General features: G+C 51.1%; 22 protein-coding genes, 1 other RNA gene and 2 pseudogenes. 14 read left to right on the forward strand and 11 right to left on the reverse strand.

Annotated elements, in window-relative coordinates; genetic code table 11:
• Positions 1-17: 17 nt before the first annotated feature.
• The 6 genes from tdcA to GBC03_27760 form a co-directional block, all read right to left on the reverse strand.
• Entirely contained in the window at positions 18-956 is a 939-nt protein-coding gene (gene tdcA, locus GBC03_27735; GenBank protein ID QFS73734.1) for a transcriptional regulator TdcA, read from the reverse strand.
• A gap of 852 nt (positions 957-1,808) precedes the next feature.
• An RNA gene (gene rnpB, locus GBC03_27740) (RNase P RNA component class A) lies at positions 1,809-2,185 on the reverse strand.
• 32 nt (positions 2,186-2,217) lie between these two features.
• Positions 2,218-3,363: a glycerate 2-kinase gene (gene garK / locus GBC03_27745; protein QFS73735.1), complete on the reverse strand. Its 1,146-nt coding sequence runs from the start codon at positions 3,361-3,363 to the stop codon at positions 2,218-2,220.
• Between the two features lie 97 nt (positions 3,364-3,460).
• Positions 3,461-4,351: a 2-hydroxy-3-oxopropionate reductase gene (locus GBC03_27750; GenBank protein ID QFS73736.1), complete on the reverse strand. Its 891-nt coding sequence runs from the start codon at positions 4,349-4,351 to the stop codon at positions 3,461-3,463.
• Positions 4,352-4,380: 29 nt separating this feature from the next.
• Entirely contained in the window at positions 4,381-5,151 is a 771-nt protein-coding gene (garL, locus tag GBC03_27755; GenBank protein QFS73737.1) for a 2-dehydro-3-deoxyglucarate aldolase, read from the reverse strand.
• A gap of 28 nt (positions 5,152-5,179) precedes the next feature.
• On the reverse strand, positions 5,180-6,514 hold the full coding sequence (locus GBC03_27760) for an MFS transporter (GenBank protein QFS73738.1): 1,335 nt from the start codon (positions 6,512-6,514) through the stop codon (positions 5,180-5,182).
• Between the two features lie 382 nt (positions 6,515-6,896).
• On the opposite strand from GBC03_27760, the gene garD reads away from it, so the two are divergent.
• The gene (gene garD, locus GBC03_27765) at positions 6,897-8,468 is read left to right on the forward strand and encodes a galactarate dehydratase (GenBank protein ID QFS73739.1); all 1,572 of its coding nucleotides are present in this window, start codon (positions 6,897-6,899) and stop codon (positions 8,466-8,468) included.
• A gap of 46 nt (positions 8,469-8,514) precedes the next feature.
• On the opposite strand, the gene GBC03_27770 is transcribed toward garD, so the two are convergent.
• On the reverse strand, positions 8,515-9,465 hold the full coding sequence (locus GBC03_27770) for a sugar kinase (protein ID QFS73740.1): 951 nt from the start codon (positions 9,463-9,465) through the stop codon (positions 8,515-8,517).
• 10 nt (positions 9,466-9,475) lie between these two features.
• The gene (locus tag GBC03_27775) at positions 9,476-10,309 is read right to left on the reverse strand and encodes a DeoR family transcriptional regulator (GenBank protein ID QFS73741.1); all 834 of its coding nucleotides are present in this window, start codon (positions 10,307-10,309) and stop codon (positions 9,476-9,478) included.
• 339 nt (positions 10,310-10,648) lie between these two features.
• Between GBC03_27775 and GBC03_27780 the strand changes: the two genes are divergently transcribed.
• Positions 10,649-11,503, forward strand: a complete 855-nt coding sequence (locus GBC03_27780) for a tagatose bisphosphate family class II aldolase (GenBank protein ID QFS73742.1) — start codon at positions 10,649-10,651, stop codon at positions 11,501-11,503.
• A gap of 10 nt (positions 11,504-11,513) precedes the next feature.
• A pseudogene (locus GBC03_27785) lies at positions 11,514-12,176 on the forward strand (hexose kinase).
• 14 nt (positions 12,177-12,190) lie between these two features.
• Here the strand turns inward: GBC03_27785 and GBC03_27790 are convergent.
• Positions 12,191-13,222 (reverse strand): IS630-like element ISEc33 family transposase, encoded by a 1,032-nt coding sequence (locus tag GBC03_27790; protein QFS73743.1) that lies wholly within the window; start codon positions 13,220-13,222, stop codon positions 12,191-12,193.
• Between the two features lie 100 nt (positions 13,223-13,322).
• Here GBC03_27790 and GBC03_27795 point away from each other — a divergent pair.
• The 9 genes and pseudogenes from GBC03_27795 (at position 13,323) to GBC03_27835 (ending at position 22,741) form a co-directional block, all read left to right on the forward strand.
• Positions 13,323-13,583: pseudogene (locus tag GBC03_27795) on the forward strand (1-phosphofructokinase).
• Positions 13,584-13,609: 26 nt separating this feature from the next.
• Positions 13,610-15,037 (forward strand): PTS fructose transporter subunit IIC, encoded by a 1,428-nt coding sequence (locus GBC03_27800; protein QFS73744.1) that lies wholly within the window; start codon positions 13,610-13,612, stop codon positions 15,035-15,037.
• The gene (locus GBC03_27805; protein QFS73745.1) at positions 15,024-15,830 is read left to right on the forward strand and encodes an HPr family phosphocarrier protein; all 807 of its coding nucleotides are present in this window, start codon (positions 15,024-15,026) and stop codon (positions 15,828-15,830) included. The genes GBC03_27800 and GBC03_27805 overlap by 14 nt, the downstream gene beginning before the upstream one ends.
• A 367-nt stretch (positions 15,831-16,197) precedes the next feature.
• The gene (locus GBC03_27810) at positions 16,198-17,457 is read left to right on the forward strand and encodes an extracellular solute-binding protein (GenBank protein ID QFS73746.1); all 1,260 of its coding nucleotides are present in this window, start codon (positions 16,198-16,200) and stop codon (positions 17,455-17,457) included.
• A gap of 80 nt (positions 17,458-17,537) precedes the next feature.
• A complete protein-coding gene (locus GBC03_27815) occupies positions 17,538-18,482 on the forward strand; it encodes an ABC transporter permease subunit (protein QFS73747.1) in 945 nt (314 codons plus the stop codon).
• 10 nt (positions 18,483-18,492) lie between these two features.
• On the forward strand, positions 18,493-19,317 hold the full coding sequence (locus GBC03_27820; GenBank protein QFS73748.1) for an ABC transporter permease subunit: 825 nt from the start codon (positions 18,493-18,495) through the stop codon (positions 19,315-19,317).
• Positions 19,318-19,328: 11 nt separating this feature from the next.
• Positions 19,329-20,441 carry a sn-glycerol-3-phosphate ABC transporter ATP-binding protein UgpC gene (gene ugpC / locus GBC03_27825; protein ID QFS73749.1) on the forward strand — a complete coding sequence of 371 codons (1,113 nt, stop codon included), beginning with the start codon at positions 19,329-19,331 and terminating at the stop codon, positions 20,439-20,441.
• Positions 20,442-20,545: 104 nt separating this feature from the next.
• Complete coding sequence (locus GBC03_27830; GenBank protein ID QFS73750.1) at positions 20,546-21,802, forward strand: gfo/Idh/MocA family oxidoreductase; 1,257 nt, start codon at positions 20,546-20,548, stop codon at positions 21,800-21,802.
• A gap of 18 nt (positions 21,803-21,820) precedes the next feature.
• Entirely contained in the window at positions 21,821-22,741 is a 921-nt protein-coding gene (locus GBC03_27835; GenBank protein ID QFS73751.1) for an ROK family protein, read from the forward strand.
• Between the two features lie 39 nt (positions 22,742-22,780).
• Here GBC03_27835 and GBC03_27840 read toward each other — a convergent pair whose 3' ends face one another.
• Both GBC03_27840 and GBC03_27845 read right to left on the reverse strand, forming a co-directional pair.
• A complete protein-coding gene (locus GBC03_27840; GenBank protein QFS73752.1) occupies positions 22,781-23,551 on the reverse strand; it encodes a DeoR family transcriptional regulator in 771 nt (256 codons plus the stop codon).
• A 321-nt stretch (positions 23,552-23,872) separates the two neighbouring features.
• On the reverse strand, positions 23,873-24,676 hold the full coding sequence (locus GBC03_27845; protein QFS73753.1) for a DeoR family transcriptional regulator: 804 nt from the start codon (positions 24,674-24,676) through the stop codon (positions 23,873-23,875).
• Between the two features lie 251 nt (positions 24,677-24,927).
• Between GBC03_27845 and kbaZ the strand changes: the two genes are divergently transcribed.
• Positions 24,928-26,223, forward strand: a complete 1,296-nt coding sequence (kbaZ, locus tag GBC03_27850) for a tagatose-bisphosphate aldolase subunit KbaZ (protein QFS73754.1) — start codon at positions 24,928-24,930, stop codon at positions 26,221-26,223.
• Between the two features lie 18 nt (positions 26,224-26,241).
• Positions 26,242-26,715: a PTS N-acetylgalactosamine transporter subunit IIB gene (gene agaV / locus GBC03_27855; protein QFS73755.1), complete on the forward strand. Its 474-nt coding sequence runs from the start codon at positions 26,242-26,244 to the stop codon at positions 26,713-26,715.
• The last annotated feature ends 1 nt before the right edge of the window (position 26,716 follow it).

The following is a 26,716-nucleotide window of genomic DNA, read 5'->3' on the forward strand; positions in this document are numbered from 1 at the left end:
AAATTAAATTTAATCGGTTAGTTGATTTCAATTAATTGCTTTCGCCTGCAACCTTTATAAGATGAATATTCTTTGGCTAATTCAACCAAAACAGAAGCAGCTTTTTTAATACGATAGTTTTTTGACCATATTGCGGCATAGCGCGCAATGGGTAACGATTCTTCTACAGGGAGAGTAATAAACTGGTTTGAACCAAAAGGTGCGGCCATATCGCACGGAATCACTGTCAGAAAATCAGCATTGAGAACAAGATTATAAATGGTCACAACAGAGTCAGTTTTAACGATGTTTTCAATGCTGATGCCATTTCTTTGCAGGGTGGTGAGGAGTTCGCTGTAGTAGCCCATATTCGTTTGTGGCAACACCCACTGTTCGTTCTGCAACGATTCCAGTGTGGTGGTGCCGGTGCATGTTCGGGACTTATTCGCCACCAGCACGAACTCCGACTCAAAGAGCGGCTCGACGTGCAGATCCTGCAATTTCATTTCGTCGCTGAGCGTACCAATCGCGAAGTCCAGTCTCCCGTCGCGGATCGCTGGCAGGAATGAGGAGAGTTGCGCCTCATACATGGAGACCTGCGATTTTGGGTAGACCTCTTTAAACTTCTGGATCATATCGGACATAAAGGTAAAACCAATCAGCGAAGGAAACCCGAATGAGATATCAACCACCGTGTTGTCGGTCATGCTGTTCATCTCATTCACCATGTTTTTCATCTCACGGGTGATGGATTCGGACCAGGAAAGTAAAACCTGCCCGGCATGGGTTAAGGTGACACCGGTATTTTTACGTACCACCAACTCAACGCCGAAATAAGCTTCAATATCGTTAATGATTTTACTGACAGCCGGCTGAGTTAACCCTAATTCTTTTGCCGCAGAACCGATAGAACCGCTTCTGATTACTTCCTGAAAGACCACCAACTGCTGTGTTTTTGGGAGAGCAAACGTATTCATATCGACCTGCGTTAATAACTTTGTTGACGGCGTGAAGTGTAACAAATTACGTGAAGCAGGATATGTGCGACTACTCACAAATTGCCTTCACCTATATTTAAAGGGGTTATTATAAAATAAATAACTTGTTTGAATTCAATTGATTACATAAATACCATGTCACTTTAGTCTGATTTTTGTCAAAAAAAGAGGGGGGGATAACAATATTTTATGGCGATAACACACGTTATTTTCACCTCAGGTTTAAAAATGAGGAATGACGATATTTCAAGCAATTATCGAGCAGTTAATGGCCAAATTGTTCATTAAATTTAATAAGTAATTTATCAAATATAATTATACTCAGGACATAAGTTGAGATAAATAACGTTATACATCACGTTTTTTTGCCTTATTTGTTTATAAAGAAACATTGAATTTATCATTAATTAAATATAAGCATACAAATAGTTATCATTTACAACAATGCATTAACACTGACATTTTTCACTTTTACAGAGTGTAATTTTATCTAAGAGAACGTTTGCTTTTCATTTCTCCCGACAAACTAACCACTGGCAGCGTTTTGTGTTGCTGCTCACAGAACCAGAAATCTCTTATTTGTGAGCAACTCAAAACCATGCCGGATGGCGATGCTATCGCATCTTATCCGGCCTACAGGAGCTACAGGAGCGGGGTCGACATTCGTAGGCCTGATAAGCGAAGCGCCATCAGGCAACAGCTGTCGAATCGTATCCGGCCTACAGGAGCGGGGTCGACGTTCGTAGGCCTGATAAGCGAAGCGCCATCAGGCAACAGCGTTGTTGCAGCCTGTAAAAGCAAAAACCCGCCGAAGCGGGTTTATACATTATGAGGTGAAGCTGACCGATAAGCCGGGTTCTGTCGTGGACAGTCATTCATCTAGGCCAGCAATCGCTCACTGGCTCAAGCAGCCTACCCGGGTTCAGTACGGGCCGTACCTTATGAACCCCTATTTGGCCTTGCTCCGGGTGGAGTTTACCGTGCCACGGACTGTTACCAGCCGCGCGGTGCGCTCTTACCGCACCCTTTCACCCTTACCTGATCCCACTTGCGTGGGCCATCGGCGGTTTGCTCTCTGTTGCACTGGTCGTGGGTTTCCCCCCCAGGCGTTACCTGGCACCCTGCCCTATGGAGCCCGGACTTTCCTCCCCTCCGCCTGTCTCCCTCGAAAGGGACGACGACGAAGCGGCGACTGTCTGGTCAGCTTCGGCGCGCAGTATAGAGGGTTTGCACGCCCTTGTCACCCCGCACTGCGCATTCCCACTGCCAGCGTCGCCGCAATGTTTCGCGATGCCCGGTAAATGTTGTCAAATGCGCCGCGAAAAGCCTCTTCCAGAGTACCAATACTGGTTAATACGCTGAACACGGCATCGATCCCATATTGATGCACCACGCCAACATCCCGCGTCAGACTGCCCGCAATACCAATCACCGGCTTGTGGTATTTCTTCGCTACGTTCGCCACGCCAACCGGCACTTTGCCGTGAATGCTCTGGCTGTCGATGCGCCCTTCACCAGTAACAACCAGCGTACAGTCGTGAATATGTTCTTCCAGATTGAGCGCCTGAGTGACTATCTCAATCCCGCTTTTCAGCTCCGCGCCGAGGAATGCCATCAGCGCCGCCCCCATGCCACCTGCCGCGCCTGCGCCAGGCACGTTTTTCACATCCACACCCAGCGATTTTTTAATGATGTCTGCGTAGTGAGCCAGATTGCGGTCCAGTTCGAGGATCAACGCCTCCGTCGCCCCTTTTTGCGGACCAAAGATCCGCGAGGCGCCCAGCTCGCCCACCAGCGGATTAGTCACGTCACAAGCGACGCGGATAGCACAGTCTTTTATGCGCGGATCCAGACCAGACACATCAATGGTGTTGAGACTATTCAGGCTGCCGCCACCGTAGCCCATTTCAGTTCCGTTGGCATCGCACAACTTCGCCCCCAGCGCCTGAACCATCCCGGCTCCACCATCATTGGTCGCGCTCCCGCCAATGCCGATAATAATATTGCTCGCCCCACTGTCCAGCGCCTGCAAAATAAGCTCCCCGGTGCCGCGCGAAGTGGTGATCAGTGGGTTACGTTTATCGGGGGGAACCAGCGCCAGTCCGCTGGCTGCCGCCATTTCAATAAATGCGGTCTTTCCATCGCCTGACATGCCCCAGCTGGCATTCACTTTTTCACCCAGCGGTCCGGTCACCAAAGCGGAATGTGCAGAACCGTGCGTGGCGGCAATCATGGCTTCAACCGTCCCCTCACCACCATCGGCGACCGGAACGGAAACATACTGCGCATCGGGGAAAATTTCCCGAAATCCTTTTTCTATCGCCTGCGCTACCTCAGTAGCAGAAAGGCTTTCTTTATAAGAGTCTGGGGCAATTACGATTTTCATGATGATCGCCTGTTACTGCACAACGCCGGATGGCGTTTTACTTATCCGGCCTACAATCCAGGCCCGGATCGCGACGCGCCATCCGGGCACAAGGTCATTAGCGAGTGACTTCCACTTTCGCCAGTTTTTCGTAATAGCACGCCAGCGCACTGTGGTCGGCGGTTCCCAGGCCGTCAGCACGCAGCGCCTGCATCATCTCCATGACTGCCGCAGTCAGCGGAAGCTGAGCACCAACACCGTGAGACGTATCCAGCGCGTTAGCCAGATCTTTAATGTGCAGGTCGATACGGAAACCTGGCTTGAAGTTACGGTCCATCACCATCGGCGCTTTCGCATCCAGTACGGTACTGCCCGCCAGGCCGCCACGGATCGCCTGATAGACCAGATCCGGATTCACACCGGCTTTGGTTGCCAGCGTCAGCGCTTCGGACATCGCCGCAATGTTCAGCGCCACAATCACCTGGTTTGCCAGCTTGGTGACGTTACCCGCACCGATGTCACCGGTATGAACAACGGAACCCGCCATGGCTTTCAGCAGGGGGTAGTACTTATCGAAAATCGCCTTGTCGCCGCCAACCATCACCGACAGCGTGCCGTCGATAGCCTTTGGTTCACCGCCACTCACCGGCGCGTCCAGCATATCGATGCCCTTGGCTTTCAGCGCGTCGCTGATTTCACGGCTCGCCAGCGGCGCGATAGAACTCATATCGATCAGCACTGTGCCCGGTTTTGCCCCTTCGATAATGCCGCCTTCGCCCAGCGCAACCTCTTTCACATGCGGAGAGTTCGGCAGCATGGTGATGATGACATCACACTGCTCAGCAATCGCTTTAGCGTTAGGAGCGGTTTCTGCGCCTGCCGCGATAACGTCAGCGATCGCTTCAGGATTACGGTCAGAAACCACCAGCGAGTAACCTGCTTTCAGGAGGTTTTTACTCATTGGTTTACCCATGATACCCAGGCCAATAAAACCAACTTTCATAGTCATATCAATAATCTCTCTTGTTTCGGTGGTGGTTATTTCTTAAAGGAGTCAGCCAGCTTCTGCGTGGCGGAACGGAACACGCCCAGGTCGCTACCGACGGCAACAAACGTAGCGCCCCATTCCAGATAGCGACGTGCGTCGGCATCAACCGGTGCCAGAATGCCGCTCGGCTTGCCGTGCGCTTTCGCGCGGGCAAAGATGTGCTGAATGGCTTTTTGCACCTCAGGATGAGACGCATTGCCGAGGTGGCCTAACGCCGCAGCCAGATCGCTTGGGCCAACGAAAATGCCGTCGACGCCTTCGGTGGCAGCGATAGCATCGACGTTATCCACGCCCTGCTGGCTCTCAATCTGCACAATGATGGTGATGTTCTTGTTGGACTGCGCGAAGTAATCCGGGACGGTACCAAACATGTTGGCGCGATGCGATACAGACACCCCGCGGATCCCTTCTGGCGGATAGCGCGTTGATGCGACGGCATTCACCGCTTCTTCTTCCGTTTCAACAAACGGGATCAGGAAGTTGTAAAAACCGATATCCAGCAGACGCTTGATAATGACCGGCTCATTGGTTGGTACACGCACAACCGGCGCACTGGCACTGCCTTTCAGCGCCATCAACTGCGGAATAAAGGTAGAGACATCGTTTGGCGCATGTTCGCCATCCAGCACCAGCCAGTCGAAGCCCGCCAGTCCTAAAACTTCGGTACTGATTGGGCTTGCCAGCGCTGACCAGCAGCCGATCTGAATCTGATGCGCAGCCAGCGCTGCTTTGAACTTGTTCGGGAAAATGTCGTTATTCATCACTTTTACCTTGTCACTTAACCGTTAATTATTTCTGCAGTTCCATACGTTTAATGTCACCGACAATAAACAGGTAGCACACCATTGCCATTAGCGCGGAACAACCAACGAATACCAGCGCAGCGTTGAAGGAGTGCAGTTCACTTACCAGGTAACCGATAACCAGTGGCGTTACGATGGATGCCACATTGCCAAAGACGTTAAATACTCCGCCGCACAGGCCAACAATCTCTTTCGGTGCGGTATCCGAGATAACCGGCCAGCCCAGAGCGCCAAATCCTTTACCAAAGAAGGCCAGCGCCATCAGCGTCACCACCAGCGCGGTGTTGTCGGTGTAGTTGCACAGAATGATGGTGGAGGCCAGCAGCATTCCCAGCACAATTGGCAGCTTACGTGCAACGGTGATAGAAAAACCGCGCTTAATCAGATAGTCCGAGAACACACCGCCCAGCACGCCGCCGGCGAAACCACACAGTGCCGGAATCGAAGCCACCAGACCCACTTTCAGGATCGACATCCCTTTTTCCTGCACCAGGTAAATCGGGAACCAGGTCAGGAAGAACCAGGTGATGGTGTTGATGAAATACTGTCCGAAGAACACGCCGAGCATCATGCGGTTGGTCAATAACTGCTTGATGTAATGCAGTTTCGGACCACTGGCCACTGCGCTGCCAGGCTTTTTGTGGTCCATATCCACGACCGCACCGTTTTCAGAGATGAACTTCAACTCTTCTGCGGACATCCGCGGATGGTCAGTGGGGTTATGAATCAGTTTGACCCACAGCGCCGTCAGGACAAACCCGATGACGCCCATCACGGTAAAGACGTGCTCCCAGCCCCAGGCAAAGGTCAACCAGCCCAGCAGCGGCGAGAACAGTGCCAGTGAAAAATACTGAGCAGAGTTAAAGATGGCCGACGCGGTTCCACGCTCTTTGGTCGGGAACCAGGCCGCGACGATACGGGCGTTTGCCGGGAACGAAGGCGCTTCCGAGAAACCCAACATAAAGCGCATAAAGAACATCGAAACTCCCGCCCAGGCCAGCGGGAACATATCCACGAAGCCTTGCAGGAAGGTGAACAACGACCAGAAGAACAGGCTGTAGGTGTAAACTTTTTTCGAGCCAAACTTATCGAGCAGCCAGCCGCCAGGGATTTGCATCAGCAGGTAGGCCCAGCCAAATGCAGAGAAGATGTAACCCATTGACACGGCGCTCAGTTGCAACTCTTTGGCGACTTCGGTTCCGGCAATGGATAGCGTCGCCCGGTCCGCATAGTTAACCGCTGTGACAATAAAAATTATCAGCAGAATTAAATAGCGTGTATGCATACCTTTCTTTTTTTCTTCAACTGTATCCAGGATCATTTTATTTACCTCAGGGACTTAAGCAGACATATTTATTATTATTTATTGATGACAGACGCTATCGCTTATTAATTAATGCAGATACTCATTTCGTGATTCAGTATAATCAGGCGGGAAGCATTAAGCATTGTGCAGATGCTCACTAACAATGCCCATTACAAATAATATCTTGAGCATATGCACATAACGCTGGGCGCTGATGCACATATTTACGCTTTACTACCCCTGATAGCAGGGCTTTCACCATAACGAGTGATCTGGATCACATTCTTAATTTTGAACTCCTGACATCCTTATTTCACGACAGGACATCCTTATTTTAATAATCAGATTCGTAGAACCCTCTATATTAATATCACCCCCGGCTGGAGAATACTGGACAATGGCCAACATCGAAATCAGACAAGAATCGCCGAGCGCATTTTATATAAAGGTCCACGAGACAGATAATGTGGCGATCATTGTTAATGACAATGGTTTGAAAGCCGGGACGCGTTTCCCGGATGGACTGGAGCTTATTGAGCATATTCCACAGGGACATAAAGTCGCGCTGGTGGATATTCCGGTTCATGGCGAAATCGTACGTTATGGTGAAGTGATCGGCTACGCCGTGCGCGACATTCCGCGTGGAAGCTGGATTGATGAATCCATGGTTGAGCTGCCGAAAGCCCCGCCGTTGAATACCCTGCCGCTGGCGACCAAAGTACCGGAACCACTGCCGCCGCTGGAAGGCTATACCTTTGAAGGGTACCGCAACGCCGATGGCAGCGTGGGCACCAAGAATCTGCTCGGCATCACCACCAGCGTGCACTGCGTGGCGGGCGTGGTGGATTACGTCGTCAAAATCATCGAGCGCGATCTGTTGCCTAAATACCCGAACGTCGATGGCGTGGTGGGACTTAACCACCTGTACGGCTGCGGCGTGGCGATTAACGCCCCTGCTGCGGTGGTACCTATCCGCACCATCCATAACATCTCACTGAACCCAAACTTTGGCGGTGAAGTGATGGTCATTGGCCTGGGCTGTGAAAAACTACAGCCGGAACGTTTGCTGGAAGGCACGGACGATGTGCAAAGTATTCCGGTAGATAGCGCCAGCATCGTCAGCCTGCAGGACGAGAAGCACGTGGGCTTTCGCTCCATGGTCGATGATATCCTGCAGGTTGCTGAGCGCCATCTGGCCAAGCTGAACCTGCGCCAACGCGAAACCTGCCCGGCCTCTGAACTGGTCGTCGGAATGCAGTGCGGCGGCAGCGATGCGTTTTCCGGCGTGACGGCAAACCCGGCGGTGGGCTATGCCTCTGACCTGTTGGTACGCTGCGGGGCCACGGTGATGTTCTCTGAAGTCACCGAAGTCCGTGATGCTATTCATCTGCTGACGCCTCGCACCATCAACGAAGAGGTCGGTAAACGTCTGCTGGAAGAGATGGCCTGGTACGATAACTATCTCGATATGGGAAAAACTGACCGCAGCGCTAACCCCTCTCCGGGTAACAAAAAGGGCGGTCTGGCGAATGTAGTGGAAAAAGCGCTGGGCTCAATTGCGAAATCCGGCAAAAGCGCGATTGTCGAGGTGCTCTCTCCGGGTCAGCGTCCGACCAAACGCGGTCTGATTTATGCTGCGACACCCGCCAGCGATTTTGTCTGCGGCACACAACAGGTGGCTTCCGGGATCACCGTGCAAGTGTTCACCACCGGTCGGGGCACCCCATATGGCCTGATGGCCGTGCCGGTCATTAAGATGGCGACCCGTACTGAACTGGCAAACCGCTGGTACGACTTAATGGATATCAATGCGGGCACCATCGCCACAGGCGAAGAGACCATTGAGGACGTCGGCCAGAAGCTGTTCGAGTTTATTCTTGATGTCGCCAGCGGCCGTAAAAAAACCTTCTCCGACCAATGGGGACTACACAACCAGCTGGCGGTGTTTAACCCGGCGCCAGTGACCTGATGCTCTTCTTGTGAAATGAAAAGGTATGGTTCAGGCCATACCTTTTTTATCCTGACTGCTGCGACAGTAATGCTTCAATTTGCGCTAACGTCGAGGTGCCTTCCATTGGCCCACGTTGCGATATCGCCAGCGAGCCTGCGGCATTAGCATGGGCAAGCGCATCCGGTACCGAATATCCCGCGAGGAACAAACTGACAAAGGTGGCGCCAAAGCAATCCCCTGCGCCTGTAGGATCAACAACCGTCACCGGACACCCGGCTACGTGATACTGCTCGTCCGCAGAGTAGTAGCTGGATCCACGCGGACCCCGTTTCACCACGACATGCCTGATCCCGCGCTGGTGCAAACTCCCGACAATTTTGTCTTCATCGCGAAATTTACTGAGCCCAAAATAGTCCAGTTCTCCATCACTCGGCAGAAAGAAATCTGTGTAATCCAGAATATATTCAAAAGCTTGTGACATTTCGCGGATATTCAGCATCTCTTTACGAATATTGGGATCAAATGAAATCGTGCCACCATTTTCTTTAACAATACCAATAACTTTGCGCACCGCATCGATCAAACGGAATGAAAACAACGACGAGCCCATAATATGAAAGTGATGACATTGTTGCAGTAATTCCTCATCAAGATGCCCCGCGCTCAGTAAACCACAGGCGCTATTGGGCATGTTGAAGATAAAATCGCGCTGCGCCTGAGTTCGGTAACTGACAAATGCGCTGCCGGTTGTCGCATTAGGTAAAACAGAAATGCCCTTCACATTAACGCCATCACGGGCCAGTCGCGCAATATTCATTTCGCCGAAGGCATCGTTCCCGACGCAACTGAACAGCAGTGAACAAAAACCCAGTTTAGCCACCTGGTCGGCAAAAATAGCGGGGGCGCCGCTGGGATAAGGTCCCCAAAATTCGCCAGGTGTAGAAAAACCCTGATTCTCTTTTTTCGCCAGGAATTCGACGAGTAGTTCACCAAGTGTCGCAATAGTAATATTCATGCGTAGTCCTTCACCTTGTCAGATGCAAGGCGGGATTTATCCAGGTCAGACATTCATTGTTGGTATAGCTGTTCATTAAGCCGGCAGCAAGAAATCGCGAATGGTATTCTGCCGCAACAATCTGTGGAGTAATCACCGCACTGAGTGTATTCAGTTTGCTCACAGGATATCGTGCCTCTCCCCAGGCGGGCCGTTGAGCAACCACCGCAATGCACTGGCGGCTGTGCCGGAGAGATTCCTGTAGTAATATTGCCGCGCTCTCGCTAGCCACATTCAGGGTACCGTCTTCGCTGATGTGCTCAATCATCATCAGGGAGCAAGAGAGCGGGAACCGCTGTATAGCTTGCACGGCGACCTCCCCTTCAAGACACTGCCCGGTACTGTCGAGCGAGCCTCCCAGAAGCACAATTTCACCATCGATATAGTCCCTGGCCGGAGCAACATGCCCAAGATCATTGGTTATCAGGCACAGATCCCGGTAATCACCGAGAAAAGGCAGCGCTTTGCGCAGCACGCTCCCGGCACCAAGAAATAACGTGTCACCATCCGTAACCAGCCGCGCAACCTGTTTTGCCAGCTCCAGTTCCACGCTTTTTTCGAGACGTTGTGTATGCGCCACATCCGGATTCACGCTTGCGCTAACCGGTTGCGCCGTATAAATCGCCCCACCAAAGGAACGTTTCAGGTAACCCTGTTGTTCAAGGTAATTGAGATCGTTACGGATCGTCACTCCCGAAACCGCTAGCATTTCGGCCAAATCATCCACTTTAATTTCACCGTTCTTGCGGACGATTTCGGCAATGTCCAGACGCCTTTTCAAAAGGCTGGTAGATGGTTTTGCCACAACATACCCTTTTTTTCTGACCTGTCAGGAGTTTCTCCCGCGCGTTAACTTTCATTTTTAAATTTCCTCTGCGTGATGTCAATTGCGAAGCCTTCACAAACGCCTAAAAAAATCAAAACAAATCAATGATTTCAATAAATTAACTGATACTCCACTTCCTCCATTAACTTACAAAATAAAATAAATATCCAATAAATTACTTTCATTTTATAAAAAATATCCATTTTTTGTGCAGGACATCACACTCATGTTCAGCAATGATCGTTACATTACTTTCAAAATGAAGGTCATTTTATTTTTACGCTTTAATTTCGAAAGTTATAGATAACGGAGAAACCCATGTTCATCATTTCCAGCAAAAATATGCTTCAGAAAGCGCAACGCGGAGGCTATGCGGTACCTGCTTTTAACATCCATAACCTTGAAACCCTGCAGATCGTGATCGAAACCGCAGCAGAGATGCATTCACCGTTGATCGTGGCAGGTACGCCAGGCACCTTCAGCTACGCCGGCACGGGAAATATTGTCGCAATCGCTGGCTGCCTTGCCCGCGAGCACAACCTCCCGCTGGCAATTCATCTCGATCACCATGAAGCCATGGCTGATATTGAAAGCAAAGTTCAGGCTGGAATCCGTTCTGTCATGATCGACGGCTCCCATTTCCCTTTTGAAGAAAATGTGGCGTTGGTGAAGAAAGTGGTCGATTTCTGCCATCGCTATGATGCCAGCGTTGAAGCAGAACTCGGGCGTCTTGGGGGAGTGGAAGATGATCTGGTCGTCGACAGTAAAGATGCTCTGTATACCAATCCCCGACAGGCACGTGAATTTGTTGCCCGCACCGGTATTGATTCCCTGGCCGTTGCTATCGGTACTGCGCACGGATTATATGCCGCAGAGCCCAAACTCGATTTTGACCGCCTGGCGGAAATTCGTGAACAAGTCGATATCCCGCTCGTCCTGCACGGCGCATCCGGGCTACCGGAAAGCGATATCCGCAAAGCGATTAGCCTGGGCGTCTGTAAAGTCAACGTCGCCACAGAGTTAAAAATCGCCTTCTCCGACGCCTTAAAACAGTACTTTACGCAAAACCCGAAAGCCAACGATCCGCGGTATTACATGCAGCCAGCGAAGCAGGCGATGAAAGAAGTCGTGCGTAAAGTGATCCATGTTTGTGGTTGCGAAGGGCAACTGTGAGGAAATACCGGTGATCTACACGCTAACGCTCAATACCGCGATTGATATGAATATTTTTAGCGATCCTTTATTGCCGAATGTTGTTAATCGCACACATCACACGGAATATTGCCCAAACGGAAAAGGTGTCAACGTCGCTTTGGTCTTAAATCATTTCCAACAACCTGCGCATATTTTAGGTATCTTTGGCGGATTTACCGGTCGCTATATCGTTGAGGCGTTACGCAATAAAAAAATTGGCGTTTCACCGGCATGGGTGGATGAACCTACGCGGATCAACATTTTTATTAATGATGGTCAGCAGGAGTATAAACTTGTTAATCCGGGGGCTTTTATTCCTGATGATTGTAAGCAACAGGTACTGAACGAAATTTCGCGACTGACCGATGCCGAATATTTGATTATCAGCGGAAGTTTACCCCAGGGAATCGAAAGCAATTTGTATGCAGAGATCATGCAGATTTGCCAGCAAAAAGCGATCGCGGTTGTCCTGGATATCAGTCATTCAGCCTTGCGTCAGTTGCTGGAATTTAAGCCATTATTAATTAAACCCAACGATGAAGAAGTGTACGCCATTTTCGGTTTAGCCGTGACCAATGATGTGCAGGCAAAAAATGCGCTTAGAGAACTGCACGCGCTCGGTGCGCAAAACGTCTTACTGACGCTAAATAGCTGTGCCTAATACCGCTACACTTTTGCCTGACCATGTTTTCCTCCGGGGAATGGGCTGGCGGTTTCCATAAAATGGCGGACCTTTTTCAGTAACTGCCACATTGAGCGGCACTGATGATTACGGGTTATCGTGTCATGAAGTGCCTGCCATAGCCGTTCCACATGATTCACCCACGGCGAGTAAACCGGCTGGTAAATTACCCTGAACTTGGGATTTGCTTTCAACCAGCGCTGTGTTTCGCGGCTTTTATGGATAATGTAGTTATCAACGATCAGCGTGATTGTTTTCGCCCGCCGGTAAGTGGCTTTCAGGTGCTTCAGCAGAGCGATAAACAGCGCTGAACTTTTGCTGTTGCCGCCCACGTAGCTGACTTTACCCGTGCCACTGTGCAGTGCGCCGGCCAGATAGTATTTTTCGTTCTGCCCCGGCGTCACTACCCGTTTCTGCTGTCCGCGCAACTGCCAGTCCGCACCGATTTTAGGATTAAGGTGGATATCCACTTCATCTTCATAAAATACCGGATGCTCTGCGCTGCATTCATCCAGCGCTTTGTGGATTACCGCCATCTTTTCATCTTTATGTGGGTCACGGATACGCAGAGTTGGCGCGGCCCTGCGCCATACAAGCCCCGCAGATGGCAACCAGCGGCGAACGGTTCCTGCATGTAACTGGCAACCGGTTATCTCATTGATTTTTATTGCCAGTAATTCGGTGCTCCAGCGTGAACGTTGATAACCAAAATCGCCGGGAGAATGCTTTATCAGCTCACGTAACAGGGTGCAGATATGTTCAAAAGGCCAGCGTCGGGAGCGCCCTGCGGGTAAGGATTTCAGGCCTTCAATACCTGAGTGCGTAAACCAGTTAATCCAGCGACCAACGGATGAACGGGCACAACAGAGAGTTCTGGCAACATCGCTGACCCGTTCACCCCGATGAAGCATCAGCATGGCCGTGAGTCTGCGGGCATGATTTTTATCGCGCGTTTTATGAATAGCTTTCTGCATCAGGCGTCGTTCGCCACGGGGTATTGGTGCTATGATCGGCATCGCTCAGTCCGGTTGGTGGTTTTGGTTGGTTTGGCGATTGATCAGATCGCACAATCCGGGCTGAGTTCCCTTTCAGTGATCTACTATTCCGCGCAGCTATTTAGGCGCGAAAGGAATGTACTTCTCAAATGGTGTCGATTGCTGGTTTTGCAGCGCCCCGACTATCGAACTGGTTAGCTCCGCCTGTGCCGGTGATGCCTCGCTTGCCGCATTTTTAAGTCACTGGCTAACCACTGGTGAAGTGGAATATGCCTTATCCCTTGCCAGCGCAACCGGTGCCGATGTGGCGGGTTCTGCGGGGTTGGGTCAACTTGCAAATATAGAAACGTTACTTCCTCACACTCAGGTCAGAAAGTTGTAGACAAAAAATAAACTAAAGGTCTGCTTATGAAAAAAATTATTGCTGTTACCGGCTGCCCTACTGGTATTGCGCATACGTTTATGGCTGAAGAAGCTTTAAAAAATGCCGCAAAAAAAATGGCTATTGAAATAAAAGTAGAAACGAACGGCGCCAGTGGCGTGGAAAATGCGATTGCGCCCTCTGATCTTATCGATATTGCAGGCGTTATTATCGCCGCAGATAAAGATGTTTCTCCCGATCGTTTTAATGGTTTGCCGGTTATTGAAGTTCCCGTTAAAGAAGCGATACATCATCCTACAGAATTGATTAATAAGATTCTGAATGGTGATGCACCAATTCGTAAAGGCACCAAAGCGATGTCGCAAGAAAAGATTGAAAAAGAATCTTTTGGTCGTCAGATTTATAAACATCTGATGAGCGGAGTATCCAATATGCTGCCCTTTGTCGTAGCGGGAGGTATATTGATTGCGGTTTCTTTTCTGTGGGGCATTTATTCGGCCGACCCCAACTCACCGGAATATAACGCCATCGCCGCCATGCTGATGAAGATAGGGCAGCAGGCCTTCTCCATCATGGTCCCCGTCTTCACAGCCTACATCGCTTACTCCATTTCCGGCAGACCCGGCATGGTGGCAGGTTTCGTTGGCGGGTTGCTGGCAAATGCAACCGGCGCAGGCTTTCTGGGCGGTATCATTGCCGGATTTGCAGCCGGCTATCTGATGCTATGGGTGAAAAATCGGCTCGAAGGTTTACCCCGTCAATATGAAGGGCTGAAATCCATTTTCATTATGCCGCTGATTGGCGTACTGGTGATTGGTATCCTGATGACATTGCTCGGCCAACCCGTTGCCGCCATTAATAACGGGATGATGAACTGGCTCGCCTCTCTACAGGAAGCCAACCCCATCCTGCTCGGTATTGTCGTCGGCGCCATGTGCTCCTTTGACTTTGGCGGTCCGGTTAATAAAGCCGCTTATGTTACCGGCACCCTGCTGCTCGGTCAGGGGAACTATTTCTTTATGGCAGGCGTCTCCGCAGCCTGCATTACTCCTCCGCTGGTGATTGCGCTGGCAACCACCTTCTTCCCGAAAGGTTTTAGCGAAGATGAACGCGCAGCCGGTATAGTGAACTACATTCTGGGGGGCACACACATCACCGAAGGCGCGATTCCCTTTGCGGCTAAAGATCCACTGCGCGTTATCCCAATGATGATGATCGCTTCAAGTATTTCAGCCGTGCTCAGCTACAGCCTGCATATTCAGGTTCCCGCGCCACATGGCGGCTTCCTGATCCTGCCATTGGTCAGCAAGCCAATTGCCTGGGTACTGTGCATACTGGCAGGCTCCGCATGCGGCGCCATCATGCTGGGATCATGGAGATTGTGGATCAACCGCAAGCAGCCGGTCGGTTCAGACACCCCCCTTCAGGCACGAGGTCAAGATGCAACTCTGTGAGCAGGACATCTTCATCAGCAATGATCAGGTCGATAAATCGGCGGCACTCCAGCGCGTCTCAGCATTACTGGTGGCGGCTGGAAAAACGACGCCTGAGTATCTGCAAGGTATGCGGGATCGCGAAGCGCAGATCTCCACTTACCTCGGAAACGGTATCGCCATTCCCCACGGAACACCGGAAACTCGCGACGCGGTGCTGCATACTGGCGTAAAGGTTATCGTATTTCGTCAGGGGGTACCCTGGGGAGACGATAACGTTGCATACATGGTAATCGGCATCGCGGCACGCTCTAATGAACATCTTGATATTTTGCGCCAGCTAACCCGGGTATTAAGTGACGATGGTATACCGCAGGCTCTGCAACAAGCCGAAACGCCCACCGACGTATTAGCCGTTCTGACAAAAGTTGATACGGATAACGTTCAGGCACAAGAAGAACAGAAAGGCGAAGAAGCCATTTTTGTCATTCATAACCCGCATGGGCTGCATGCCCGGCCAAGCGCTGTGCTGACGAAGTTTATCAGGCAGTTTAGCTGCCACGTGACTATCGAAAATCTCGATAACGCCATCGGACCTGTTGATGGCAAGAATTTGATGAAAGTCGTCTCGCTGGGTGCAAAAAATGGTCATCGTCTGCGATTCATCGCTCAGGGGACGGATACACGTCATGCGCTGTATGAAATCGGACAAAGTATTAAGCAAGGATTGGGTGAAATGGGATCTGTTCCTGTAACCCCTCCGCCCGAAACCACACAGCCGAAACGCAGTTGGCTGTCACGCCTCTTTAGCTAAGCTGTCATGCCGGATGATACGGTTCATCCGGCACTTCATCATATGCTTTGCGGATAACCTTCGTTTCAATTCGTAAAAGATTGAGTGATAACGCTCTCATATTTAAAGTTTTTTTTACCTCGCTCCTATTTTCGTTTTCGATAGATAAAAACGACTTAACCATTTGAAAGTTAAAAGAAACAATCCAGTATAAAATAAAGTTATATTTTCGTTTTGATAAAAGAGAAACCTACCGAAAGCGCCACCGGTTTTAATGCGATAATCCCCTCATTTTTCCCCCTTTGACTTTCCCCTTTGTTAAACAGAATATTCAATGGCTTCTGTAATTTACCTCACCGACATTCTGACCCGAATAAAGAGGGAAGTTATGTATACCTTAAATAAGAATAATGTCGCCCTGGCATGCCTTTTTACATGTTTACTGACGGCACCGGCTATCGCCAGTGCTGAAGGCCAGACGACAGATAAACCCATTAAATTACGCTACACGCTGTGGGATCGAAATCAACTTCCCGGCGAACAGCAACTGGTTAATGAGTTTGAAAAAAATAACCCCGGTGTGAAAGTTGAAATCGAGCTAACGCCTTATGATCAATATTTCATAAAACTCAGTTCAGCGGTCGGGGGAAATGTTGCGCCGGATGTATTCTGGATGAATATGCCGAATTTTCAGCAGTACGTTAAAAACGGTATGCTGGAACCACTGACCCCTTATTTAAAAGATAAATCATCGCCCAACCTTGATGACTTTGTGAAAAGTTCCGTCGATGCTTATCAGTTCCAGTCAAAACAATACGCTATACCTCGTGATATCGACGCCATTGCCGTCTGGTATAACAAAAAAATGTTTGATCAGGCGGGCGTGGCTTATCCCGATAAAAACTGGACGTGGGACGATTTAAAACAGAAATCAGAACAGCTACGTAAAAAACTGGATCAACAATCTTATCCACTGGCAATGGAATTCAGCAGCGGTCAGGACAGCTATTTTAACCTGCTGTTACAGGCCGGCGATAAGATTGTCCTGCCCGAGGGTAAAACGGATGTTGCCAATGACAACGCGATCGCGGTGTATCGCGACGTTCAGGGTATGCTGAAAGCGGGACTGATCCAGCCCCCAGGTGAAATGGAAGCATCCGATGTCTTCCAGTCCAGCAGAGTCGCAATGGTCTACGCGGGCTCATGGTGGGCGCTACCCTTCTCACAAAACGAACTGATCAAAGATCATATTGGCGTAGTCCCGATGCCCAAAATGGCAGAACTGGCTGGCGTCTCGCATAGCCTGGCATTCGCCATGTCGGCCAAAAGCCAACATAAAGAAGCGGCCTGGAAGTTCATTGAATTTATGAGTTCTGAACATGCCCAGCAAACGCTGGCTGCGGGTAAAGTGGTGATTCCGGCCAATCAGAAAGTCGCCAAAGCGTGGGCTGAAGGCTTTAAGGATATCGATGTCTCCGCCTATATCGATTCACTGGCGTTTTCCCATAAATATCCCACTGCCGGTTCCAATACCGCGAAATGGAATAGCATTCTTAACGATGGGCTGAAGAAAGTCTGGATGGGGAATGATCCGCAACAAGTGATGCCCGGTGTTGCAAAACGCGTTGAGCGTGAAATGCAGAAATAATATTGAGGGAGCCCGGCTCCCTCTCACCTCTCCTGCGTAAACCCATTTATTGTTTGTAAAGTGAGCATCCCGGAGTCTGTATGAGCTATTCAGATGAAGCGACATCTCCGCCGTTATCGGCCAGGGAACCCAATAAGAAATCCCTGACCCGACTGGAAAAAGAAGAACGTTTCTGGGGGTGGATAATGATTCTGCCGCTACTGGCGGGATTAGTTATTTTTTACTTTACGCCGTTCTTCCAGAACGTATTTTACAGTTTTACCGATCTGGGCGAATTTCAGATCTGGACGACAATCAGTCTGGATAATTACATTAATTTATTCAGCGATGATGAATTCCGCTCAGCCATATTTAACACGCTGGCCTACGTCTTTATTTGTGTACCGGCGATCACGGTACTGTCTTTACTGCTGGCCATTGGTTTAAACCAGGCGATTCGTGGTCAATGGTTGTTCCGCACGCTGTTATTTCTTCCGGCCGTCACAATGCCAGCCGCCATTGCGATGGTCTGGCAGTGGTTGATGAACCGTAATTTCGGTTTGCTCAATCAGATCCTGGCCTATTTCGATATCCCTGCCATCGGTTGGCTGTCCGATCCGGATATTGTCCGTCTGAGCGCGTCACTGGTCATTATCTGGTCGGCTATTGCCCTGAAGATGATCATTCTACTCGCCGGACTGCAGGGGATCCCCAGGCAAATCTATGAAGCTATGTCTCTGGATGGCATCAGTAAACTGCGCGGCTTCTGGTCAATTACCCTGCCGTTGATGATCCCGACGCTGTTTTTTGTTCTGGTGATCTCGTTTATCGAAACGCTGCAAATATTCGATGTGGTGTATCTGCTGTTTGGCAGTTCTTCCATGGTGGACGATCAGACCATGACCATCGCTTATCTCTTTTATAAATATGCCTTTATCTACCATGAAAAAGGGTACGCCTCAGCGATTGCCGTGGTGATTTTCGTTATCACGATGGTACTGACCCTGCTGCAAGTATGGATAGGCAAACGGCTTAAGGCACAGTAAGGCAACCACTATGTTCATGACAAAACGTGATAAATGGCTGATTTATGGCCTGATGATCCTGGCAACGCTGGTCACGGTGGTTCCCTTTCTCTGGATGATAATCACCTCGTTTAAAACCCAGGCGGAAAGTATTGCCTTCCCGCCAATCCTGCTGCCCGCCAATCCGGGGTTTCAGGCGTACGATAAAATCTTGCATGAGATGCCGTTTGGCAGCTTTTATTTTAACTCGATCGTTTCCACGCTGGTCATCGTCATCTTACAGACGCTGATTGCCGCGATGGCGGCGTATGGCTTCTCCCGCCTGCGTTTTAAAGGGCGCGATATCCTCTTTATGCTCTGCATTTCGATTCTGATGGTCCCCGGACAGATCTTTTTGATCCCGCAGTTTTTAACGATCGAAAAAATAGGCCTGCTGAACTCGATTCCCGGTCTGGTGCTGCCGGGGTTATTCAGTATTTATAGCGCTTTTTTATTGCGTCAGTTTTTTCTGTCCGTACCGAAAGAACTGGAAGAAGCGGCAATTATGGATGGATATAACCATTTAACGATCTTTTTCAAAATCATGCTGCCGCTGATTAAACCCGGGCTTATCGCCTGCGTCATTATTAACGGGTTGTGGAGCTGGAATAACTTAATGTGGCCGCTCATCGTCAATACGTCGATGGACAAAATGACGCTGCCAGTAGGACTGGCCTCGCTTTCCGGCCGTTCAGGGGTGGAGTACCCCATGCTCATGGCCGGGGCGTTACTCGCGATTATCCCCATGTTGTTACTTTATATTTTCTTCCAGCGCTATTTCATTCGTGGCATCGCCGGTGCCGGAATTAAAGGATAAGGGGCATTGTTATGTCAGGCATTCAATTACAGTCAGTAGGCAAAATCTATCCGAATGGCTTCCAGGCGATTCATGGCGTTGATCTTGAAATTCATGATGGCGAATTTATGGTTTTTGTCGGGCCGTCCGGCTGCGCAAAATCAACATTGCTGCGCATGATCGCCGGACTGGAAGATATTACTCAGGGTCATATTTCAATTGGCAAACGGTGCGTCAACGATCTGCTGCCAAAAGAGCGCGGCGTGGCGATGGTCTTTCAAAATTACGCCCTCTATCCCCACATGACTATCTACAAAAATATGGCGTTCAGCCTGCAGGGCAAAATGAACAAGCAGGAGATTGATGTTCGCGTACGGGACGCCGCGCGCAAACTGGAAATCGAAACGCTACTCGACAAAAAGCCCGGTCAGCTTTCAGGGGGACAGTGCCAGCGCGTGGCCGTTGGCAGGGCCATTGTTCGTAAGCCTGAAGTGTTTTTGTTTGATGAGCCGCTGTCCAATCTCGACGCCAAACTGCGCGTGTCCATGCGCGTGCGCCTGACGGAACTTCATCGCCAGCTGCGTCACGAAGGTGTGAACGCGACGATGGTGTATGTCACCCACGATCAGATTGAAGCAATGACCATGGGAGACCGCATTTGTGTACTCAACGGCGGACGGATTATGCAGGTCGACACCCCGGGCAATATCTACCATCAGCCAAAAAATAAATTCGTGGCGGGTTTCATCGGTAACCCGGCAATGAATATTCATCTTCTGGCACTCGATCCCGATACGCGCGGACTCCGTCTGGATGACGCGCTGATCCTGCCCTTAACCGCACGACTCGCCTCCCAACTGGCGGATTATCCGCACGACAGCGTCTGGTTTGGCATCCGGCCAGAGGCGATTCAGTTGGCGCAGCACAACGATCCTGCGGCGTTCGACGCCCGGGTAACCAACGTGGAAAGAATGGGCAATGAAGATCTCCTGCATTTCAATATCGGCGCACAGCTAATGATCTTGCGAGTCAATTCGTCACCGGACTGGAACCCTCTCCCCGGCGAATCGATCAAGGTGAAATTCAATCTTGACGCCGCCTTTTTGTTCGACAAGCAGGATGAAGAAAATTTAGCCAGGTCCTGATGTCGCGTACGTCATTGGCTGGCGCAAAAAATATCCGTTTGTTTTTTCATGCCCCACGACGCAGAACAACGCGAATTCAGGCGAGGGCAAAATGAGAGGTTTATATGTGTGCAAAGAAAGTGACCGTATTAGTGGTTGGCGCAGGCGCGCGCGGCGAAATATATTCTCGTTACGCGCTTGAACATCCGGACCGTATGCAGGTTGTCGGCGTGGCAGAGCCCAGAGAGGCGTATCGCCAACAATTTGTCGCTCAGCATAATATTGAGCAGGAAAATATCTTTAACGACTGGAAAGCGGCGGCGGCTCGTCCGCGAATGGCAGACGTCGTGCTGATCTGCACTCAGGATACAATGCACAAAGAGCCTGCCATCGCGTTTGCCGACCTCGGCTATCATATTTTACTGGAAAAGCCTCTCGCCCCCACGCCGGAAGATTGTCGCACCATCATTGCTGCGGTGAAGCGCAACAACGTTTTATTGGGTGTCGCCCACGTTCTGCGCTACACCCGCTACACGCAGAAACTCAAGTCCCTGCTCGACAGCGGGGTGATTGGCGATATTGTCAGCATGCAGCATCTCGAGCCGGTGGGTTACTGGCACCAGGCGCACTCTTTCGTGCGCGGTAACTGGCGTAATGAAGCGGAATCGTCGTTTATGCTGCTACAAAAATCCTGCCACGATATGGACTGGATCCGCTACATCATGGGCGACCACTGTCAGGATGTGACCTCATTTGGCAACCTGAGCCATTTCGTGAAGGAGAACCAGCCGGAGGGTGCCGCCGATCGCTGCCTGGATTGCCAGGTTGAAGCGACCTGCCCCTGGTCAGCCTGCAAAATTTATCTTGGCGAGGATCACAAATGCACGCCGCATTTCCGTCGCGTGCTGACGGCGGATCCCACAGAGGAAAACGTCCGCCAGGCGCTGCGCGAGGGGCCGTATGGCCGCTGTGTTTATCGCTGTGATAACGACGTGGTGGATCATCAGGTGGTCAACTTACGCTTTGCCCATCAACAAACCGTCACGTTCACCATGACCGCCTTTACCCGCATGGAAGATCGAAAGACGCGGCTTTTCGGTACGAAAGGTTATCTCGAGGGCAATGGCGAGCAGATCCGGGTGTTTGATTTTCTGACGGACCGCGAGACGGTCTACGCGATCGAAGAGATCGCCGCAGGCACACAAACCCAGATGGGAGGCCACGGCGGCGGTGACTACTATCTGATGGATCGCTTTATTCACGCCGTGATGGCGGGCGATCAAAGTATGATTCTCTCCGGCCCCGATGAAGCACTGGAAAGTCACTTAATGGTCTTTGCCGCAGAGCGCGCTCGCAAGGAAAACTGTCTGGTTACACTGTGAAGTTCGAGGAGATGTGGCATGTTTTACGGTGTTGATATTGGTGGCACAAAAACTGAAATTGTCGCCTTTGATAAGGAAATGCAGGTTCGCTGGCGCAAGCGCGTGGCCACGCCGGTTCAGGATTACGAACTCTTTCTCTCGACTTTTACCTCGCTTATCGATACAGCCGACTGGGCAACGGGGATGCAGGGCAAAATCGGTATTGGCATGCCCGGATTGATGGACAGGCATACCGGAAAGCTGCTGTCGTCGAATGTCCCCTGCCTGACCGGGCGTCAGGTGATGAACGATCTGGCGCATCGACTCAACCGCTCGGTGGCGCTGGATAATGACTGTTGCTGCTTCGCGCTGTCGGAAGCGCATACTCATCAGGCTCGTCAGTTCTCACGAATTTTTGGTGCGATTATCGGCACCGGCATGGGGGGAGGACTGGTGATCGACGGGCAGTTATATCGTGGGCGCAATCGGATGGCCAGCGAGTTTGGTCATCTACCGCTCCCCGCCACCTTTATGCGTCGCTATAACCTGCCGGAAATCAAGTGCGGCTGCGGCCTACAGGGCTGTCTGGAGCGCTACCAGTCCGGGCCCGGTTTACTCTGGCTGCATAAGCACTTAAGCGGTGAGCAGCTCAAAATGGAGACGCTGCTGGAAAACTACCGTCATGGCAACGCCAGCGCCGTCGCCACCGTTGAGGCGTGGATTGATATGCTGGGCTGTACGCTGGCGCAACTGCAGCTCATTCTGGACGTCGACGCCTTTGTTCTGGGGGGAGGTGTCTCCAACATTGAGGAAATTTACACCCTACTGCCGGGTGCCATGTCGCGCTACCTCTTCCCCGGACTGGCTCCCGCTAACGTCTTCCCGGCCGTGCATGGCGCGTCCAGCGGCGTACGCGGTGCTGCTCTGTTGCTGGTCGAACAGGATGCGCTGATGCACTAAGACGTCGCCGGCAAAAACGCGTTTTGCCGGCGACGTCCCTTATTCATCCACGATAACGACATCCACCCCCATCTGGCTGAGCGCCTGATGGTAATGCGCCGGGATACCGCTGTCGGTAATCACCCGATCAATACCGTTGATTTCACTGATCATGCAAAAACTCTTGCGGCCGAACTTACTGGAATCCGCCACCACCGTGACCTCCTGCGCCACCTGACACATCACCTGGTTAAGGTGCGCTTCTCCCGGATGCGGCGTGGTGATCCCGGCTTCCAGACAAAATCCATCGACGCCCAAAAAAAGCTTATCAAACCGATACTGTCTGAGCTGATGTTCCGCCGAAGGGCCATACAGCGAGTAAACGCTTTGCCTGACATTTCCCCCCAGGATCATGACATCCACACGTTCAAAATTGGCCAGTTCCCAGGCAATGTTCAGCGCGTTGGTCATCACCACCAGATCGCGGCGACTTTTCAGCAGCGGAGGAATAAGCGTTGTGGTCGAACCGGAATCAAGAATCAACGTGTCACCATCTTTCACAAAGCTGGCCGCCTTTTCCGCAATGCGCGATTTCACATCGCGGTTCAGTCGATCTTTATCCTGCAAGGGACGATCGAGGGCAAAATGTTGATTTAACACGGCTCCGCCATAGGAGCGCATGACGCAGCCTTTCTGCTCGAGATAACGTAAGTCATTGCGGATCGTGACGCTTGAGACGCCGAAATGCACACTGAGGGGTTCGACACGAACGCTGCCTTGATCGCATAACAGGTCAATTATTTGCTCGCGACGTCTTAAGTTATCCAGCATTGCTTTTGCTCCATTGCATGTTGTTATGTTTTAGCGATTTATCGCTTTCGTTTTCTTTTAAATATATTAAATCAGAAGACTTAAGGCGAATTTGTGAACACGTCTACAGCGCGGATTTTGGCAAAAACACCGCTTTTTCTTTCGTTTTATCTAAACCGAAAGTGGGAAAGGCGAAAGATCGAAAAGCGTGCAGGACAGGTGAGCGGGAGACTGGGACGAAAAATCAGTGAAAAAACGAAAGCGGGTTCGTAAAAAACCCGCTGACATTTTTCTTTTTGTTTAATTGAAGGACATCACAATTTTGAATTTTAACGACGCCACCTAAACGATAATGACCTCAACGCCGCTGCGATGAAACTCCTTCAGGCTCTCTTCCGGGATGCCTTCATCGACGATGATGGTATGAATACGTTGAGTATCAATAATTTTATGCAGGCTCGAGCGGTTAAATTTGCTGGAATCGGTGACCACGATAATCCGTTCCGCCACTTCACACATCCGGCGATTCAGTCGGGCTTCGTCCTCGTTGTGGGTACTGACGCCCCGCTCTAAATCAATGGCGTCGACGCCCAGAAACAGCATATCGAAGTGATAATTCTGCAACGATTGTTCGGCCTGGTCGCCGTAAAACGACTGCGACTGCCGACGCAGATGACCACCGGTCATCAGCAGCTCCACTCCATCCGCTTCCAGTAAAGCATTAGCGACGTTCATCCCGTTGGTCATCGCTATCACATCGGTATGCTGACGCATCAGGCGCGCAATCTCATACGTCGTCGTGCCGGAGTCCAGGATCACGCGGTGACCCGGTTTGATAAGCCCCACGGCCGCTTTGGCGATACTGCGTTTCACCGCCGTGTTCAATGAACTTTTATCTTCGACGGAAGGCTCCGCGCCCGGCGTATTACTGTCGCAAATCAACGCGCCGCCATAGGCGCGAACGGCGATCCCCTGCTTTTCCAGGAACGCCAGATCGTTGCGGATCGTCACCGTGGAAACGCCGAACAATCCCGAAAGATCGTTCACCTGTACGCTTCCTTGCTGCCGCAACCGCTGGATAATCTGCTCACGTCTTTCGCTGGTGCCTGACACCCGCTTTTCTCCAGAAGCATCGGTATTGCTCATAAGAAATCCTTTGGCTAATTCTTTCGTTTCATTTCGTTTTGCCTATTAACGCCTTTCTTTTGTCGGAATGCAAGCCGAAAAAAGCCGCCCGGAAGGGTGAAAACGTCGGCTGAATGCTTTCATTATGTTTCTTTTGTGAAACAGATCGGAAAACTATTATCTTTCGTTTTATTTTTATAAGACCATGATGCAGTATCAATTGAAACAAAACGAAAGATTGCAAGTCGCAGTTACCCGATCTGGAGAGGAAAGTGAAACATCTGACTGATATGGTGGAGCAGCATAAACGAGGTAAGGCAATCGGAATTTACGCCGTTTGTTCCGCGCATCCGCTGGTACTGGAATCCGCAATACGTTACGCGCAGGCAAATCACTCGCCGCTGCTGATTGAAGCAACCTCGAATCAGGTTGACCAGTTTGGCGGTTATACAGGCATGACCCCAACCGATTTTCGCCATTTTGTCTGCCAACTGGCTGACTCGCTTGGCTTCCCTCAGGAACAATTGATTCTGGGGGGGGATCACCTCGGTCCCAACCGTTGGCAAAATCTGGCCGCAGAACCGGCAATGGCCCATGCCGATGAACTGATCAGAAGCTATGTCGCCGCTGGATTCAAAAAAATCCACCTCGACTGCAGCATGTCCTGCCAGGGCGATCCCGTACCCTTGACCGATGCCATCGTCGCGGAACGCGCCGCGCGCCTGGCGAAAATAGCCGAAGAGACCTGCATCGCCCACTTTGGTGAGTCGGATCTCGTCTATGTGATTGGTACTGAAGTGCCGGTACCGGGCGGTGCCCATGAGACGTTAACCGAACTGGCAGTGACCACGCCCGAGGCCGCGCGCGCGACGCTGGAAGCCCATCGTCACGCTTTTGAAAAACAGGGACTCGACGATGTCTGGCCGCGCATCATCGCGCTGGTAGTGCAACCCGGCGTTGAGTTCGACCATACCCACATCATTGATTATCAACCGCAGAAAGCCGTCGCGTTAAGCAAGATGGTAGAGGCGTATGACACGCTGGTCTTTGAAGCGCACTCCACAGACTATCAAACGCCGCAGTCACTGCGCCAGTTAGTGAAAGATCACTTTGCCATCCTGAAAGTCGGCCCGGCCCTGACCTTCGCCCTGCGCGAAGCGCTGTTCTCGCTGGCCGCCATTGAAGAAGAGTTGCTCCCGGCAAAAGCCTGTTCCGACCTGCGTCATGTCCTTGAGAGCGTCATGCTCGATCGTCCGGAATACTGGCAGAGTCACTACCACGGCGATGGCAACACCCGTCGTCTGGCGCGCGGCTACAGCTATTCCGATCGTGTTCGTTACTACTGGCCAGACAGCCAGATTGATGACGCATTTGAACGACTGGTGCGCAATCTGGCGGATGAGCCGATTCCACTGCCGCTCATTAGCCAGTATATGCCGTTACAGTACGTAAAAGTGCGCGAGGGAGATCTCAATGCCACACCGCGAGAACTCATCATCAACCACATTCAGGACATACTGCAGCAGTACCATGCCGCCTGCCAGGGCGTAACGTCCCAGAACAAATAACAAAAAGAGGAATACGCTATGCCAAATATTGTACTCAGCCGTATCGACGAAAGGCTCATTCATGGCCAGGTCGGGGTGCAATGGGTCGGATTTGCGGGGGCAAATCTGGTGCTGGTTGCCAACGATGAGGTGGCGGAAGACACCGTGCAGCAAAACCTGATGGAGATGGTGCTGGCGGAAGGGATCGCCGTACGTTTCTGGTCACTGCAAAAAGTGATCGACAACATTCACCGCGCCGCTGACCGACAGAAGATTTTGCTGGTCTGCAAATCACCCACCGACTTCCTCAGGCTGGTCGAAGGTGGGGTTCCTGTTACACGAGTCAACGTAGGAAATATGCACTACGCCAATGGCAAACAGCAGATTGCCAAAACGGTCTCTGTCGACACGACCGATATTACGGCGTTTAACGGCCTGAAAGCCGCCGGGGTGGAATGCTTCGTTCAGGGCGTTCCGACAGAACCCGCGCAGGATCTCTTTAAACTCATCTGAG

This window comes from Citrobacter telavivensis (genome assembly GCA_009363175.1).
GTDB lineage: Bacteria > Pseudomonadota > Gammaproteobacteria > Enterobacterales > Enterobacteriaceae > Citrobacter_A > Citrobacter_A telavivensis.